The 15,001-nt window shown below is 69.1% G+C and carries 17 protein-coding genes; 5 read left to right on the forward strand and 12 right to left on the reverse strand.

Features of this window, described 5'->3' with window-relative positions:
* Position 1: 1 nt before the first annotated feature.
* From NLX83_RS08455 to NLX83_RS08500, 10 genes are all read right to left on the reverse strand, one after another.
* Positions 2-322, reverse strand: coding sequence for a GroES family chaperonin (locus NLX83_RS08455; protein ID WP_030429961.1), 321 nt, complete (start codon positions 320-322; stop codon positions 2-4).
* 108 nt (positions 323-430) lie between these two features.
* Positions 431-2,290, reverse strand: a complete 1,860-nt coding sequence (locus NLX83_RS08460; RefSeq protein WP_254234275.1) for an NHL domain-containing thioredoxin family protein — start codon at positions 2,288-2,290, stop codon at positions 431-433.
* Between the two features lie 87 nt (positions 2,291-2,377).
* Complete coding sequence (locus NLX83_RS08465) at positions 2,378-2,755, reverse strand: NTP pyrophosphohydrolase (protein WP_254234276.1); 378 nt, start codon at positions 2,753-2,755, stop codon at positions 2,378-2,380.
* Positions 2,756-2,759: 4 nt separating this feature from the next.
* The gene (locus NLX83_RS08470) at positions 2,760-3,191 is read right to left on the reverse strand and encodes an HAAS signaling domain-containing protein (protein ID WP_254234277.1); all 432 of its coding nucleotides are present in this window, start codon (positions 3,189-3,191) and stop codon (positions 2,760-2,762) included.
* Positions 3,188-3,538 (reverse strand): PadR family transcriptional regulator, encoded by a 351-nt coding sequence (locus tag NLX83_RS08475; protein WP_254234278.1) that lies wholly within the window; start codon positions 3,536-3,538, stop codon positions 3,188-3,190. The genes NLX83_RS08470 and NLX83_RS08475 overlap by 4 nt, the downstream gene beginning before the upstream one ends.
* Before the next feature lie 223 nt (positions 3,539-3,761).
* Positions 3,762-4,283 carry a GNAT family N-acetyltransferase gene (locus tag NLX83_RS08480; RefSeq protein ID WP_254234279.1) on the reverse strand — a complete coding sequence of 174 codons (522 nt, stop codon included), beginning with the start codon at positions 4,281-4,283 and terminating at the stop codon, positions 3,762-3,764.
* Positions 4,268-5,626 (reverse strand): serine hydrolase domain-containing protein, encoded by a 1,359-nt coding sequence (locus tag NLX83_RS08485; RefSeq protein ID WP_254236139.1) that lies wholly within the window; start codon positions 5,624-5,626, stop codon positions 4,268-4,270. The genes NLX83_RS08480 and NLX83_RS08485 overlap by 16 nt, the downstream gene beginning before the upstream one ends.
* A gap of 99 nt (positions 5,627-5,725) precedes the next feature.
* A complete protein-coding gene (locus NLX83_RS08490; protein ID WP_254234280.1) occupies positions 5,726-6,277 on the reverse strand; it encodes a hypothetical protein in 552 nt (183 codons plus the stop codon).
* A gap of 109 nt (positions 6,278-6,386) precedes the next feature.
* Positions 6,387-7,190: an SAM-dependent methyltransferase gene (locus NLX83_RS08495; protein WP_254234281.1), complete on the reverse strand. Its 804-nt coding sequence runs from the start codon at positions 7,188-7,190 to the stop codon at positions 6,387-6,389.
* Positions 7,191-7,192: 2 nt separating this feature from the next.
* Positions 7,193-7,813, reverse strand: a complete 621-nt coding sequence (locus NLX83_RS08500) for a phosphatase PAP2 family protein (protein ID WP_254234282.1) — start codon at positions 7,811-7,813, stop codon at positions 7,193-7,195.
* A gap of 183 nt (positions 7,814-7,996) precedes the next feature.
* On the opposite strand from NLX83_RS08500, the gene NLX83_RS08505 reads away from it, so the two are divergent.
* The 4 genes from NLX83_RS08505 to NLX83_RS08520 are packed head-to-tail and all read left to right on the forward strand — an operon-like array spanning position 7,997 to position 12,226.
* Positions 7,997-8,467 carry a MarR family winged helix-turn-helix transcriptional regulator gene (locus NLX83_RS08505; RefSeq protein WP_254234283.1) on the forward strand — a complete coding sequence of 157 codons (471 nt, stop codon included), beginning with the start codon at positions 7,997-7,999 and terminating at the stop codon, positions 8,465-8,467.
* Positions 8,436-10,952 (forward strand): PEP/pyruvate-binding domain-containing protein, encoded by a 2,517-nt coding sequence (locus NLX83_RS08510; RefSeq protein ID WP_254234284.1) that lies wholly within the window; start codon positions 8,436-8,438, stop codon positions 10,950-10,952. The genes NLX83_RS08505 and NLX83_RS08510 overlap by 32 nt, the downstream gene beginning before the upstream one ends.
* Before the next feature lie 45 nt (positions 10,953-10,997).
* A complete protein-coding gene (locus NLX83_RS08515; RefSeq protein WP_254234285.1) occupies positions 10,998-11,471 on the forward strand; it encodes a hypothetical protein in 474 nt (157 codons plus the stop codon).
* Positions 11,472-11,491: 20 nt separating this feature from the next.
* The gene (locus tag NLX83_RS08520; protein WP_254234286.1) at positions 11,492-12,226 is read left to right on the forward strand and encodes an alpha/beta fold hydrolase; all 735 of its coding nucleotides are present in this window, start codon (positions 11,492-11,494) and stop codon (positions 12,224-12,226) included.
* A 27-nt stretch (positions 12,227-12,253) separates the two neighbouring features.
* Here the strand turns inward: NLX83_RS08520 and NLX83_RS41630 are convergent, their stop codons facing one another.
* Positions 12,254-12,514, reverse strand: coding sequence for a DivIVA domain-containing protein (locus NLX83_RS41630; protein ID WP_305884172.1), 261 nt, complete (start codon positions 12,512-12,514; stop codon positions 12,254-12,256).
* Positions 12,515-13,143: 629 nt separating this feature from the next.
* On the opposite strand from NLX83_RS41630, the gene NLX83_RS08535 reads away from it, so the two are divergent.
* Positions 13,144-14,541, forward strand: a complete 1,398-nt coding sequence (locus NLX83_RS08535) for a hypothetical protein (protein WP_254234287.1) — start codon at positions 13,144-13,146, stop codon at positions 14,539-14,541.
* 36 nt (positions 14,542-14,577) lie between these two features.
* Here NLX83_RS08535 and NLX83_RS08540 read toward each other — a convergent pair whose 3' ends face one another.
* On the reverse strand, positions 14,578-14,949 hold the full coding sequence (locus NLX83_RS08540; RefSeq protein ID WP_254234288.1) for a hypothetical protein: 372 nt from the start codon (positions 14,947-14,949) through the stop codon (positions 14,578-14,580).
* Positions 14,950-15,001 lie beyond the last annotated feature (52 nt).

Consider the following 15,001-nt stretch of genomic DNA (forward strand, 5'->3'; position numbering starts at 1 on the left):
ATCACAGATACAGACCCGTACCGTGCTCGGTCCGCTCGCTGGCGACCGCGTGCAGGTCGCGCTCGCGCATCACGAGGTATGCCTCGCCCTGTACTTCGACCTCGAACTGGTCCTCGTGGTTGAACAACACGCGGTCACCGACCTTGACGGTCCTGACGTGGTTGCCCACCCCGAACACCTCGCCCCACGACAAGCGCTTCGCGACCTGGGCGGTGGCCGGGATGACGATCCCGCCGCCGCTCCGCCGCTCTCCGGCCTCCCGCACGACTTTCACCATGACGCGATCGTGCAGAAGCTGGATTTCGAGCTTGGCATCGGGCACCAGCGGAGTTTACTTGGCGCGCTGGGGCGAGCTACCACGGATACCGGTCACACACCAGACCTTCGTTGCGGTGTAACGCGCGAAGACCGCGCCGACGGGTGACGCGGATCACTCCGACTGCTCATCCATTCCGCCCATGACCAGCGGCAACCGCCGCAGTCCGCGCTGCTCCACCCGGACCGGGACACCCCAGTCCTGACGGGCCAGCCTGCACACCGGGTGCTCCGCGTCGACGTCGCAACTGGCCGCCTGGGCGACCACGTGCAGCACCCCGGACGGGATGCCGTCAGCGATCACCAGCCGCCTGCTCAGCCCGGTGTCCGCGCCCGCGCCCTCCAGGAGCAGCTCCGGCGGCGACGAGGTGATCTCCAGCCTGGTCGGCGGGCCGTAGCGCTCGTCGAGCTTCTCGCCGGGCGGCGGCGTGAACACGACGACGAGCTCGACCTCGCCGGGGGCGATGTCCGTGGGCGGCCTGCGAACCTGCTGGGCGGCTCCGGCCACCAGCCGTGCGCTGAGCCCGGGCGGCACCGGGCGTTCCAGGCGGTGCGCGGCGGAGGCGACCACGACGAGCTCACCGTCGACGACCACCGCGCCCGACGGTTCCGCGACGTCGGTGGCGAGCGTGGAGACCTCGTCCGCCACCGGGTCGTACCGGCGGACCGCCCCGTTGTAGGTGTCGCAGATCGCCACGCTGCCGTCCGGCAGGATCGCGAGGCCGAGCGGGTGTTGCAGCAGCGCCTGCTTCGCCGGACCGTCCCGGTGCCCGAAGTCGAACAGGCCCTCGCCGACCGCCGTGTGCACCGTGAAACCGTTGTCGCCCTTGGTGATCCACCGCAGCGCCGAGGTCTCCGAGTCGGCCAGCCACAGCCGGTCCGCTCCGGCGGCCAGGCCGGAGGTCTGCGCGAAGAACGCCTGCTCGACCGCTCCGTCGCGCAGCCCCTCGACGGTCGTTCCGGCAAACCGGGAAACGTTGCCCGACAAGGGATCGAACAGCCCGATCGTGTGATTTCCGGCCATGGCGACCACCACTCCGCCCGCCGGTGGCCACCACACCGCGTCCCACGGGCTGGTCAGGTCGACTTCCAGGCCGGGACCGTCGGTTTCCCCGTCACGCCACTGGTTTCCGGTACCGGCCACAGTGGACACCCGGCCGTCCGCGAGCCGTACTCCGCGCAGCAGGTGGTTCACCGTGTCCGCGACCACCACGTCGTAGCCCGCCCGCTCGGCGACCTCGGGCGGCAGCAGGGCGAGACCGTTGGGCTCGGAGAAGGTCGGCGCGTCCCCGTCCTCGCGCCCCCGCACGCCAGAACCGATGCGGCGCAACAGGTTCTCGCCAGTCTCGTCCAGCTCGGCGAGGCTGTGCCTACCGGAGTCGGCGACCAGGATGGAACCGCTCGGCGTGCGGATCGCCTTGGCGGGGAAGCGCAACGCGGTCTCCGGCGCGGGCGGCGGGACGTAAGGTCCGTCGCCCCGGTGCAGCGTGCCCTTGGCCTCGTGCTCGGCGATCACCTCGCGGATCACCCGGCGCAACGCCTCGGCGTGGCCCTCCCCCGCCGCCACGTGCACGACGTAGCCCTCCGGGTCGACCAGCACCAGCGTCGGCCAGGCCCGCACCGCGTACTGCTGCCAGGTGCCCAGCTCCGGGTCGTCGAGCACCGCGTGGTGCACCTCGTAGCGCTCGACCGCGGCCCGCAACGCCTCCGGGTCGGCCTCGTGGGTGAACTTCGGGGAGTGCACGCCGATGGTGACCAGGACGTCGGCGAACTCCTCCTCGATCGGCCGGAGCTCGTCGAGCACGTGCAGGCAGTTGATGCAGCAGAAGGTCCAGAAGTCCAGGAGGACGACCTTGCCGCGCAGATCGGCGAGCCTGACGTCCGCTCCGCCGGTGTTCAACCAGCCACGACCAGTGAGTTCGGGGGCGCGCACCCGGGCGCGGGGCTTCGCAGAGGTCACGTCGGGATTCAACATCGCGGGAGGGGGCTCTGTTCCTCGTCCCAAGATGCGGGCGCGAGCTAGTTGGCCCTACATGGGCCATTCCCGCCCCCGTTGTGGCCCTCATGCTCTCCTGACCGCGCGCGGGCCGAGCGTCTCGGCGCCGAGCGCGGTGACGCGATCGCGGAGGCCCCGGTCGGCCGTCACCACCACGCGGCGACGCGGAGCCGCCGCGCGGACGAGGTCCACGATCGCGTCGTCACCGGAGCCGGGGGCGGAGACCACGCGGACGCCCTCGACCCCGGCGACGTCCCGCGCGGCGCCCTCGACGACGAGCACCACGTCGAGCGGACCCTCCAGTTGCGGCAAACCGTTGTCGCACAACGAGACCAGAGAGTCCCGCAAGCGTTCGTTGGCGCCCCGGCGATCACGCCACCAACCATCGGGCACGGAGCCGACGACGTTGGCGGCGTCGACGATCAGCAGGGGCCGGGTGTCCACGGCCTCAGCCCGTCGGGGACTTCACCGGAGGCGGCACCACGGAAATCGACGTCGGCTCCGGAGCCCGCTCGGTACTGCCCACGAGCAACATGCTCACCGCGAGCAGCCCCAGCAACACGATGCCGGTGATCACGGCCGCCACGACGATCACCACGAGCTTCGTGGTCGACGACTTCTTGGCCGGGGGCACCGGGGAGAACGGGGGCGCGGCGGGCTGGTCCTCCAGGGCGGCGCGGACGATCTCCTCGGGTTCACCGAGGCGGTCGAGGACCTGGCGGCGGTCGGCCTCCGTGGTGACGTCGGGATCGTCCAGCGCCACGGCGAGGTGCTCTGCGACATCGGCGATCAGCTCGCGCCCGCGGTCGTGCGGCAGCACCTTCGCCGCTGCCTCCAGGCGGTCGAGATATCCGCTGATGAGTTGGTCTTCCACCTTCATCGTCCCTCCGAGGGGGCCAGAAATCCTTCGACGGCATCGCGGAACCGGGTCCACTCCGCCGTGAACTCCGCGAGCGAGTGGTGTCCGGCCTTGGTCAGCGAGTAGTAGCGCCGGGGCGGTCCCGACGCCGACTCCTGCCAGGTCGTCTCCACCAGGCCGTCGCGGCGCAGCCGGGACAGCAGCGGGTAGATCGTGCCCTCACTGGTGGTGAGGCCGCCGCTCGCGCCGAGCGTCTGCACGAGTTCCACGCCGTAGCGCGGGGAGTCCCGCAGCAGCGCCAGTACGCAGTACTCCAGAACGCCGCGACGCATCTGACTGACCGCCTTGAATGCTCCCGCAGCTACCATGCTTCACAAGGTACCTGTGATCGCAACGTACTGCCAGTCCGGAAACTTGGCAATGCGCGCGCATTGCCAAGTGCGCCGAAGCCTGGTTACGATGCATGCGCATTACAAAGACACGGGTGATCGCAGGGGTCTGGACCGAGGGGGTCGGACTCACCTGGGGGACGATTCACCCAACCCCTTGTCGGGGGGACCCACGTGGTCCCCCCGACAACGGTTTCGCAGGTCAGAGCCTGCGCACGAAGGCGATGCGATCCAGCCCGGGACCGTCGTAGTCCGGCTGCACCCACACCCCGTCGACCACCTTCTCGCCCTGCTCCACGAGGAAGCCCAAGGCGGTGTGGAAGGCCAGCGACGTGGTGTTCGCCGGGCTGGTGATGCTCTGCACCCTGCTCCGCCCGTGCTCCCGCGCGAGGTCGAAGAAGCACTGGTAGAGGCTGCGGGCGAGGCCCGAGCGGCGCAGCCCGGGGTCGATGCCGACGAAGTGGACGTACGCGGCGTCGGGGTCGGTCTGGGACAGGAAGCCGATGAGGAAGCCGACCAAGCGGTCCTCGGCGTCCTCGACCAACCAGCTCGTCGTGGTGAAGTGCTGGAAGTACAAGCGGGGCAACAACAACGCGCGCTGCTGCGCCCCCGCCTCACCACCCAATCCGCCCCACCACTCGTCGAGTACGGCGAGCAGCCGCAGATGGTCCTCGGGCCTCGGGTGCCGCAGGCGGAGCCCCTCACCGATCACAGGCCGCGCCACCCGTCCGCGTCCACACCGCCCGGCACGGCCGCGTTCGGGTCGTAGGGGGTCCTGGTGAAGATGAACGTGTTGAGGTCGAGGTGGCTCACCGAACCGTCGGCCCCGCGCACGATCCGCAGCTCCTCGCCCGCGTAGTAGCCGTCCAGCCCGATCCACGCGCCGTTCTCGTCGCGCCGGAACCGGGACGCCCGGCCCCTGCCGTTGAGCGGCGTCAGGTCGAGCAGTCCGCCCTGGCGCAGGCGCAGCGCGTACGCCGAAGGACCCCAGTACCACTGCCCGGTCAGCGCGAGCAGCTCACTGTCCACTTCGGACTGAGCGAGCGGCGTCCAGGTCGCGGGCAGACGCGGTTCGCGCTCGGCCATGATGTCGAAGTAGTCGGCCAGCAGGTTGTACCCGCCGCCCGCCGTGGTGTTGGCCAGGAACAGCACACCGGTGCCGTCCTTGGGGTCCACCCACACCGTCGCGAGGAACCCGGGCATCGAGCCGGTGTGCCCGGCGACGCGCCTTCCCTTGTGCCGCATCAGTTGCAGCCCGAGCCCGTGCCCGCCGCGCCATTCGTCGGCGTCGTCGACGATCGCGGGCTCGCGCATCTCCGCCACCGTGTCCGGGTGCAGCACCTCACCGGTGTCCCCGCCGAGGAACGCCGCCCAGCGCGCCAGGTCGGTCGCGGTCGACCACAGCTGCCCGGCCGGAGCCATAGCGCCGCCGTCGTGCGAGGGCTCCGGCAACAGCACGTCGGCCCACGGGTGCACCGCGTAGCCCTGCGCGTGCGGTGCCTGCGCCAGGAAGGTGGTGCGGCCCATGCCGAGCGGCCGCAGGATCTCCGCCTCCGCCGCCTCCATCCAGCTCATCCCCCTGTTGCGGGCGATGACCTCACCGAGCAGGCCGAAGCCCAGGTTGGAGTAGTGGAACCGGCGACCGGCGCGGTGCGGCATGGACTGCTTGCCCAGCAAGGAGATCAGCTCGTCGGCCGGAACGCCGGGGGTGCGCTCCCACCACTCCCCCGGCGATTCGGCGGTCAGTCCTGCGGTGTGCGAGAGCAGCTGCGCGATCGTGCTCGCACCCGCGGGCGTGCCCGGCACGAACCGGTCCAGCGGATCGTTGAGGTCGAGCCTGCCCTCGTCGCGCAGGCGCATGATCAGCGCGGCGACGAAGGTCTTGGTGATCGAACCGATCCGGTACTGGGTGTCCGCGGTCGGCTCGGCCCCGTCCACCCGCCCCCGCGCGCCGATCCACACCGGCGCTCCGTCGCGCACCACGGCGGCGACGATCGACGGGACGCGGTTCTCGCTCTGGTCCACGGCGAGGCGGCGCAGCAGCGCGCGCTGGGTACCGGCCAACAACTCGGGCATGCGGGTTCCTCCCTGAACGGCTTCGCCGGGAAGTCCACCACATGCGCGAGGAGCCGCCCAACCATCGGCTGAGCGGCTCGGTCGGCAGGACTACTCCGCGCACTCCTGACCGTTCTGGTAAAGCCCGATGAAGATCACTTTGTCGTCCCGGACGTCGATCGCATAACCCGCATTCGCATTCCCGGGAACGCGGACCCAGCGACCGTTCGGGTCATCGGACCATTCCGGATAAGCCGCGAGGAGTTCCTTGCGACTGGAACCGATGCCAATCCCCTGCACCGTCCGGACGCCCTGGTTGGCGAAAATCACGGAAACGCCCTTGGTCGGCGAGATCAGCACGTCGAGGTCCGTGGGCCGGTTGTGGAACCCGTACCAGGAACAGTTCTTGCTGAACCCGGCTCCCGGGTCTTCTCCCTGGTAGCCGTGGAGCATGCCGGTCTGGTAGGCATCCTCCTCGGACATTCCGAGCTTCAGGTCGCCCAACCCGTTCGGCCCGAGAACCTGACCGGCCGGAGCCGCGTGCGCGATCGAACCGACGAGAACCGAGCCGAATACGACTGCCGCAACGGCAAAGGTGCGCTTCATGTTTTCTCTCCCTCTCAGTGGAAGTCCCTCAACTTCCACATAAAGGAGGACGGTCAACGGGCACCCTGGTTGCGAGACAGATGGAAAAAGTTCGACAACCACTTCGGTCGCAGGCGGTGGAGTGGGCCCCGACCAGGGCGCCTTCCACAGCCGCGAGTGAACGCGGTCATCCGATCGGCCCAGGTTTCCGCCCGATCCCGCAGCGCCAGGACTTCCACTGCTCCACCGAGTCCGGCCGCCAGTCGGAGAGCCGCACCAGACCGGGCGGGACCAGCTCCAGACCGGTGAAGAACGCCGCGACCTCGGCCTCGGTCCGCACGACGATCGGGCTCGACGTGCGCTGGTAGACCTGCCGCACGGTCTCGAAGCCCGAGTTCTCCTCATCGGAGAAGTCGTCGTTGGTGCCGTGCGAGAGCACCAGGTGGCTGCCGGGGACGAGCCGGTCCAGGTAGCCCGCGACCACCGCCCAGGGGTCCTCGGCGTCGGGCACGAAGTGCAGCACCGCGACCATCAGCACGGCGAGCGGCTGGTCCAGGTCGAGCAGGGCGCGCACCTCCGGGTCCTCCAGCACCCGCAGCGGGTCACGCAGGTCCGCCCGCACCGAGGTCGCGTCCGGGTTGTCCGCCAGGATGCGCCTGCCGTGGCCGACCGCGATCGGGTCGATGTCGACGTAGACCACCCGCGTCCCGTAGCACTCGCCCTGGGCGATCTCGTGCACGTTGCCGACCGTCGGGATACCGGAGCCGAGGTCGAGGAACTGCCGGATTCCCTTGCCCACCAGGTACTTCACCGCGCGCCGGAGGAAGGACCGGTTCGCCCGGACGGCCAGCCGCACGCCGGGGAGCGCCTGCTCGGCGGCTGCCGCGGCCTCGCGGTCGACGGAGAAGTTGTGCGAACCCCCGAGGAAGTAGTCGTACATCCGCGCGGCGCTCGGCCGCGTCAGGTCGATGTCCTCGGGCACCCAGTCCATGGTCAGGAACGGACCTTCGGCAGCACGACGGTCTCCTCCGCGGCGGGCACCCGCGGGAGGACGGCGGTGATGTCAGCAAGGTCGTCGATCTCTTCGGCGCCGGAGCGCCTGCGCAGGAGCAGCTTGGCCGCCCACCACACCAGCACCGTGGCGACGATGCCGACGAGCCCGCCCATGATGATGTCCGACGGCCAGTGCACACCCACGTAGACCCGCGAGAACGCGACGAGCAGCGCGGGCAGCGCGAGCAGCCAGCCCCACAGCGCCGAGACGAAGATCCCGACGACGAGCGCGACGGTGATCGCGGCGGTCGCGTGGTTGCTGGGGAAGGACACCCCTGGCTCGTGCTGGACGAGCTGGTTGACGGTGCGCGTCTGGAACGGCCGCTCGTGGAAGGCCATCATCCGCAGCACCCGGTTCACCAGGAAGCCGAGCAGCAGGGCAGCGCCGACCTGACCGGCCATCCAGACGTTGGTGGTCCGCCCCTGCTTCCGCATGGCCAGCAGGGAGACGATCCCGGCCGCCGCGAAGAGCAGGTAGATCAACGGCCCGGCGGCGAAGAGCATCACGTCGTCGAGGACGGGGCTGCTGCCTGCCATGCCGTTGATCAGGTCAAATAGCACGTCCTGCATCGTGTTGCTACCCCCACTCGATGAACAGCCGACAACACACCACCGCCGATCATCCCAGTTCCCCAACGGGCGATGTCGAGCCCACCTTTTCAACAGCCGTTGATTTATCCGCCCCGTCCGCGCTAACGTGCACCCATGCACTAGTTGCAAGGACGCAAGCATTTGGAGAACGCCATGCGCCCCCAGGACAGCGACCGCCTCGCCGAGGAGATCGGCACCGTGCGCCGAGAGCTCCTGTCGGAGTTCGTGGTGTCGGTGGTCCGCGGCGTGGGGGACCTCCAACTCATCCAGGTCGCGACGCTCTACCTGCTCGACACGGGTCGCACGCCCACCGTCAAGGACCTCGCCGACCACATCGGCCGTTCCGTCTCGGCGACGAGCCGGATGGTCGAGCAGCTGGTGGCGAAGGGACTCGCGGGCAGGCGGGAGGACTCGGAGGACCGGAGGGCGAAGCGGGTGCACCTCACCGACGAGGGGCGGGAGTTCCTGCGTGGCTTCGAACGCACCAGGGCAGAGGCGCAGCTGGGGCTGATGACGTACCTGTCAGAAGAGGACCAGCAGATCGTCGCGCGATCGACGACGCTGCTGGCCGAGGCCGCGAGGAGACATCGCGATGGGCAAGCAGCGGGGGAAGAACCGGCGTGACGTGGTGCTCGACCTGGCCGCGCTCGACGGCGGCATGGGCGAGCTGGTCGGCGGCAAGGCCGCCAACCTGGGTGAGCTGATCAACGCGGGCATTCCGGTGCCACCGGGTTTCTGCGTCACCACGGACGCCTACCGGCGGATGGTCGAGGTCACCGGCCCCGTCTTCGCACAGGAGCCGGCCACAGCGCGCGAGATGCTGTGCGGCGCAACGATTCCAGCCGATCTGGCCGAGGAGATCAGCACCGCCTACCGTGCGCTCGGCGATGACGTGCCGGTGGCCGTGCGCTCGTCGGCGACCGCCGAGGACCTGCCGAACGCGAGCTTCGCCGGACAGCAGGACACCTACCTCAACGTGGTGGGCGTCGACGCCGTGCTGGACGCGGTGCGCAGGTGCTGGGCGTCGCTGTGGACCGACCGCGCGGTGAGTTACCGCGACACCAACGAAATCGACCAGAGCACCGTGCACCTCGCGGTCGTCGTGCAGCGCATGATCGACGCCGACGTGGCGGGCGTGATGTTCACGGCGAACCCGGTGACGGGCACGCGGACGGAGTTCGTGATCGACGCCAGCCCCGGACTCGGCGAGGCGGTGGTCTCCGGCTCGGTGAACCCGGACCACTTCGTGGTTGCGGCGGACGGCCGCGTGCTCGACCGCACGATCGGCGACAAGCACATGGCGATCAGGTCGAAGGTGGGCGGCGGGACGGAGCACGTCGAACTGTCCACAGAGGACTACTGCTTGACCGATGACCAGCTGAAGCGCCTGGTGGATCTGGGAAAGCGCGCACAGGACCACTACGGAGCACCGCAGGACACCGAATGGGCCCTGGACTCCGAGGGCGAGCTGTGGCTCACCCAGTCCCGCCCGATCACCACGTTGTACCCGATCCCCGAGTCCACTAGGGACGGTCTGCGGGCGTACTTCTCCGCCAACGTGGCACAGGGCGTGTTCGGCCCGTTCACGCCCGCGGGGCTGGCGGGGATGCGGCTGGTCGCGGGAGCGGGAGCGAAGCGCTTCGGCGTCCCCATCGAGGATCCGCTGGACGGGCCGCCGGTGTTCACCCAGAGCGGCGGGCGGATCTACATCGACATCACCACCCCGCTGCGCAATCCGGTCGGCAGGGCGTTCATCCCCCGCCTGTTCGGCATGATGGAGAGCCGGTCGGCGGAGATCTTCCAGCAGCTCACCGAGGACCCGCGGTTCGCGCTCACCACCGGCAAGCGCGGCCCGACGCTGCGCAAACTCATCAAGGGCGTGGTGCGCATCGGCGCGCCGCCCAGGGCCCTGCACGCGCTACTGCGGCCGGATGCCGTGCGCGCCAACGCTTTCCGGTACGCCGAGGAGATCGACAAGCTCACCAGGACGCTGCCCGGCCTCACCGCGGAGCAGCGGCTGGACTTCATCACGCAGATCTTCACCGACATCACGATCCCGCGGGTCGTGCGCGTCATGCCGGTCGTGCTCGGCACCTTCGCGCTGATCAGCGCGATGCCGAAGCTCATCGGCGACCCGGACTGCGTCGACGACGTGCGCGTGGTGCTGAAAGGCATGCCGCACAACGTCACCACGGAGATGGACCTGGAGCTGTGGCGGATCGCCAAGCACGGCTCGGACGGTGACCTCGACCGCTTCCTGGCCAAGTACGGCCACCGCGCGGTCGCCGAGATCGACCTGGGTGTTCCGCGCTGGTCGGAGGATCCGGCGCACGTGCGCGGCGTGATCGCCAACTACCGCCGGGTCGACGATCCGGAGTGGGCGGCCGACAAGCAGTTCGAGAAGGGCGTCGCCGAGGCCGAGGCGATGGTCGAGGAACTGGCCGGGCGGGCAGGTTGGCGCGGCAGGCTGGTGCGCGCCGCGCTGCGCCGCGTCCGGGCCCTTGCCGGAGTCCGCGAGTTGCCGAAGTTCTGCATCGTCCTGGCGTTCTCCCGCGCGCGCGAACAGCTCAAGCTCGTCGGCGCGGAGTTGGCCGCGTCCGGCGTGATCGAGCGTGCGGACGACGTGTTCTTCCTCGACTTCCACGAAGCGCGGGAAGCCTTGCGGGGCAAGGACTTCACCGAACTGGTCGCTGCCCGCAGGGCGGACTACGACCGCGAGCGGCGCAGGCGCCACGTGCCCAGGATGCTGCTCTCCGACGGCACCGAGCCGGAGGCGATCGGGGTGGCGGTGGACGGGGCGCTGCGCGGCACCGGTGCTTCCCCCGGCACGGTCACCGGAGTGGCCAGGGTGGTGCTCGATCCGGTCGGCGCCGAGCTGCACCCCGGGGAGATCCTGGTGGCGCCGTCGACCGATCCGGGCTGGACGCCGCTGTTCCTGACCGCGGGCGGGCTGGTGATGGAGATGGGCGGCCCCAACTCGCACGGCGCGGTGGTGGCGCGGGAGTACGGCATCCCCGCGGTGGTCGGCGTCGCCCGTGCCACGCAGGAGATCGTCACCGGTCAGACCATCACGGTGCACGGCTCCAGCGGCTCGGTCGAGGTCGCTTGACGGCTACCGTCAAGTACTTTACGGTCGCCGTCAAGGAGGCGCGTGATGGCCCTTGAGGTGACCGAGGCGGCACTGACGGAGCAGCTGGTCCGGCTGGTGACCGGCCACCTGCTCGACCCGCTGGAGATCCTGCTCGGCACGGACTGGACGCTGACCAAGCTGGAACGCAGGACCAGGACGCAGGCGGCGGTCTGGGCGAAGGACCTGCTCGGTCCCAACGACCGGGTGGCCGCCCAGACCGCGATGCGGCTGGTCGCGACGCTGTACCCGAGCGACGGCCCCTTCGACCCGCCCGCGGCTTGGTGGCAGGCCCCGCTCGGGCAGGTCGTCGCGCACCGCGTCGGTCACCCGACCACCGACGGCCTGTCCTACTCGACCGCCGGTGCGATGCTCGGTATCACCAAGCAGGCCGTGCACGACCTGGTCAACCGGGGCAAGCTGGTCCGGCACTCCGACGGCGGCGTGACCTCGGAGTCGGTCCGGCTGCGCCTGCACCAGCGAAACTCCCGCGAAGGCTAGGAGTGTCCACAGTGGACTTAGTGGATGTCGTTGTGCCAGGCCCGGTTCCGATCGCGGCGCGGGACTTCGGCGGCGGCGGGAGCCCGGTGGTGCTGTTGCACGGTCTCGGTGGGAGCAAGGAGAACTGGTCCGCCTTCGCCCCGATGATCGCCACTCGGCACCGCGTGGTCGCACCGGACCTCCGCGGCCACGGCGACTCCGGCGACGCGCCCTGGGACTGGGAGGGCGTGATCGGCGACATCACGCGAGTCGTGTCGCACTTCGCGCTCAAGACGCCTGCGGTGGTGGGCACGTCCCTCGGTGGCGGGTTGGCCGTGCTGTGGGGCGAGTCCCACCCGCGCTGTCCCGGCGTGGTCAACATCGACGGCGGGCACCGCCACATCGGCGATCCCTCGCAGTACTCCGACACCACGGGCCTCGACGAACTGAACGCGCTCTTCGACGCGCAGGCACAACAGGTCGAACGCCCCGGCCCGGAAATCCTGGGACCTCTGCGCCACGGCTTGACCGGCGTGGACCTGTTGTCCCGCTACGAGGAGCTGCGCTGCCCGTGCCTGGTCTTCTCCGCCACGCGCGGCATGCCCGGCATGGACGCCTTCGAGGCTATGGGGGTCGTCTACCGCGACGGCCTCAACCGCGAGCTCGCCAAGGTGGCGAACCCCCGCGTCGAGGTCGTCGAGTTCCCCGGCAGCCACGCGATGCTCTTCGAGAACCCCTCGGAGATCGCCGCGCGCGTGCTGGCCTTCTTGGGCTAGATCTTCCTGGCTTAGGGTCCTCCTGGCTTAGGTCTCTGCCCGCACGGCCAGTTCCTCCTCGATGAGGTCGAGGTAGTCGTCGACCTCCTCCTCGTCGAAGCCGCCGACGCCGAGCGACGTGCTGAACGCGACGTTGTGCACCTGTGTCGCCGTCACGTTGCCCCGGCCGTCCAGGGTGTTCGCCACCTCGGCGAGAAACCCGATGACCTCGACCTCGCTGTAGCCGCGCCGCCCGAGCCGCGCCTTCGAGAAGCGCTTGTCCCGCACGTCGTCCGCGGTGAGCCCCATCCCAGTCCTCCCAACGGGTTAACCCGCGGAAAGTATTGGCCCCCTCCCCCACTCCGGCCACTCGAAGCTCAGCGTTGTGCGCCCCACGCCCGGACGACCCGGCTGAATACGTCTTCCGATCACGTCAACGGAACGACCGGAATGCCCTCGACGAACGCGGCGTGGTTCGTGCACTGGGGCAGCACACCACTCCGCACGAGGAGCACGAGCCGACCGTCCGAGTAGTTGCCCTCATAGACGTCGACGCACGGAGCGCCCTTGATCCATCGAAAGGTGTGCCCGAATTCGTACCGCCACAGCACAGGGCTGGAGGCACGACGAAGACACGGCTTCGCGCAGCTCACATTCGCTTCCCACAGTGAATACAGAGCCAAATTCCATCAGAATCGGCACGAAAAATTTGTTCGCACGTCATGTTATCCCCGCTTAGCCCGACAAGCCCCTGTTCAGGACGGCTGATCTGCGGGCGGTAGCGACGCGACCGCCTACCGCAAGAACAGCGTCTGTGTGCCTCTCCGGTAACTGCCTGAACGCAACTGGTCGAACCGCATGAACGCACTTGTCTCACTTGGGTCCTACTTCGGACGAGCGACTTCACAAGAGACCCGTTCAACGCGACCATCGAACGCATGGGCGGGGAGAGCCGTGTGAACACAGCGCTGCGGCGCTTGTTGACCGAAGCCGGGCTCAGCAGTTCGGCTCTGGCGCGGGCCATCGTGAAAGCCGGTGCGGAGCAAGGAATTCATCTCGGCACGAGCACCACATCCGTCACAAGGATGCTCGACGGGTGCCACCCGCGAGCACCGGTTCCCAGGCTGGTCGCACATGTGCTTTCCCGGCGCTTGGGCTACCCCATCCGCGTCACAGACTGCGGCTGGCCGGACCTGTCCGACGAGGGTGCCGACACGTTCGACGGTTTCCGCTACTCCAGGTCGATCGATGGCACGATCGACACCGTGGCGGAGCTATCAGGGCGGGATATCAACCGACGGAACTTCCTCTTGGGCTCCGGATTCGCGGCCGCGGCGTTCTCCGAACCCGCCTTGCTGGCCATCTCTCTGCCAACGGACTCCGAACGAGCAGCAGGCAGCGGCGCACGGATCGGAGCGTCGGATGTCAGCGCGTTGCAGGAGACCGTTCGGCACTTCGAGCGCCAGGGACGTCGCTACGGCGGTGGAGCCACGCGCGAACAGGTCGTTCACCTGCTTCATCACAACGCGACGCGTGTGCTGCACGGGCGGTACTCCGACGAAGTCGCTCCGACGCTGTATTCCGCGGTGGCGCAAGCAACCTGGCTCGCCGGGCTCACGTCGGTCGACGCCGGGCGGCATGCGTTGGGACAGCGGTACTACTCGCAGGCGCTCAACTTGGCGATGCACGCGGATGATCGACCATACGCGGCGAACGTTCTGGCTGAGATGAGCCGAATGACGATAGACGTCGCCCAGGCCACCACGGATACCGACGAAGCCAAGCGGAGCGGTCAGCACGCGGCGGCACTCGCCAGATCAGCGTTGCAGGTGGCGGACAACCGGGCCACGCCAGCGGTCACGGCCTACCTGCACTCGATCGAGGCGCGGTGTTTCGCGTTCCTCGGTGACGCCGGAGCGACGATCACCGCGACCGAGAACGCGCGGCGGGCGTTTGACCGGAAGGGAACCGCGGAACCTGAGTGGCTCGGCTTCTACGGCGAACCCGATTTGCTTGCCGACGTGGGGCAATGCCTTCGCGACGCCGGGCGACCTCGGCAGGGGACCGCGATGCTGGAACAGGCGCTGCGCGCGTTGCCATCGGACCGGGTCACGGCAAAGGCGAAGACCCGGATCCACCTCGCCGCCGCGTACCTGGAACTCGAAGAGTACGAACACGCCGAGACAGTCACCACGGAGGCGTTGAACGCCTTGGGAACGCTGACGTCCGCGCGCGCCACGGAGCGGGTGAAAGGGCTGCACGTTCGCGTTCGACTGCGCGGAAAGAGAAAGTCCACTTTGGACGACAAGCTGCGGGAGTGGCAGCGGTCGTCATGATGTGGTGGGGCGACGGTGCCGCCCCACCACGTTCGATCAGTGCCAGCCGGTGCAGTGGTAGCGCCCGTTGACGTTGGAGCACGCGCGCCAGCTGTAGTCCTGGCGGTTGAGCCTCCCGGACCAGCCCTGCCCGGTCGCCAACGGGCCTTCCCAGGTCCTGCCGCCGTCCCGGGACCTGTCGATGTGGGTGTAGTAGTGCCCGTTGTCCCAGCCCGCCATCTCCCGCGTGTCACCGTAGAACAGGATCGAGATCTTGTGGCCGCCGCTGATGGTGTGCCTGCACATCCAGCCACCCGGGCCGTTGCCCTCGCACGCGTCGGCGGCCTGCGCGGCGGGTGCGGTGAGCACCATCCCGCCCGCGGCGGCCAGGGTGACGAGAGCGGCCGAAAGCTTCTTCTTGATCTGCATTGGTTTCCCCGAGCTGTGAGTGTCCTTTGTGGAGATAGACGGACAAGGTAGG

Origin of the sequence: Allokutzneria sp. A3M-2-11 16 (assembly GCF_024213555.1) — a bacterium.
Classification (GTDB): Bacteria; Actinomycetota; Actinomycetes; order Mycobacteriales; family Pseudonocardiaceae; genus Allokutzneria.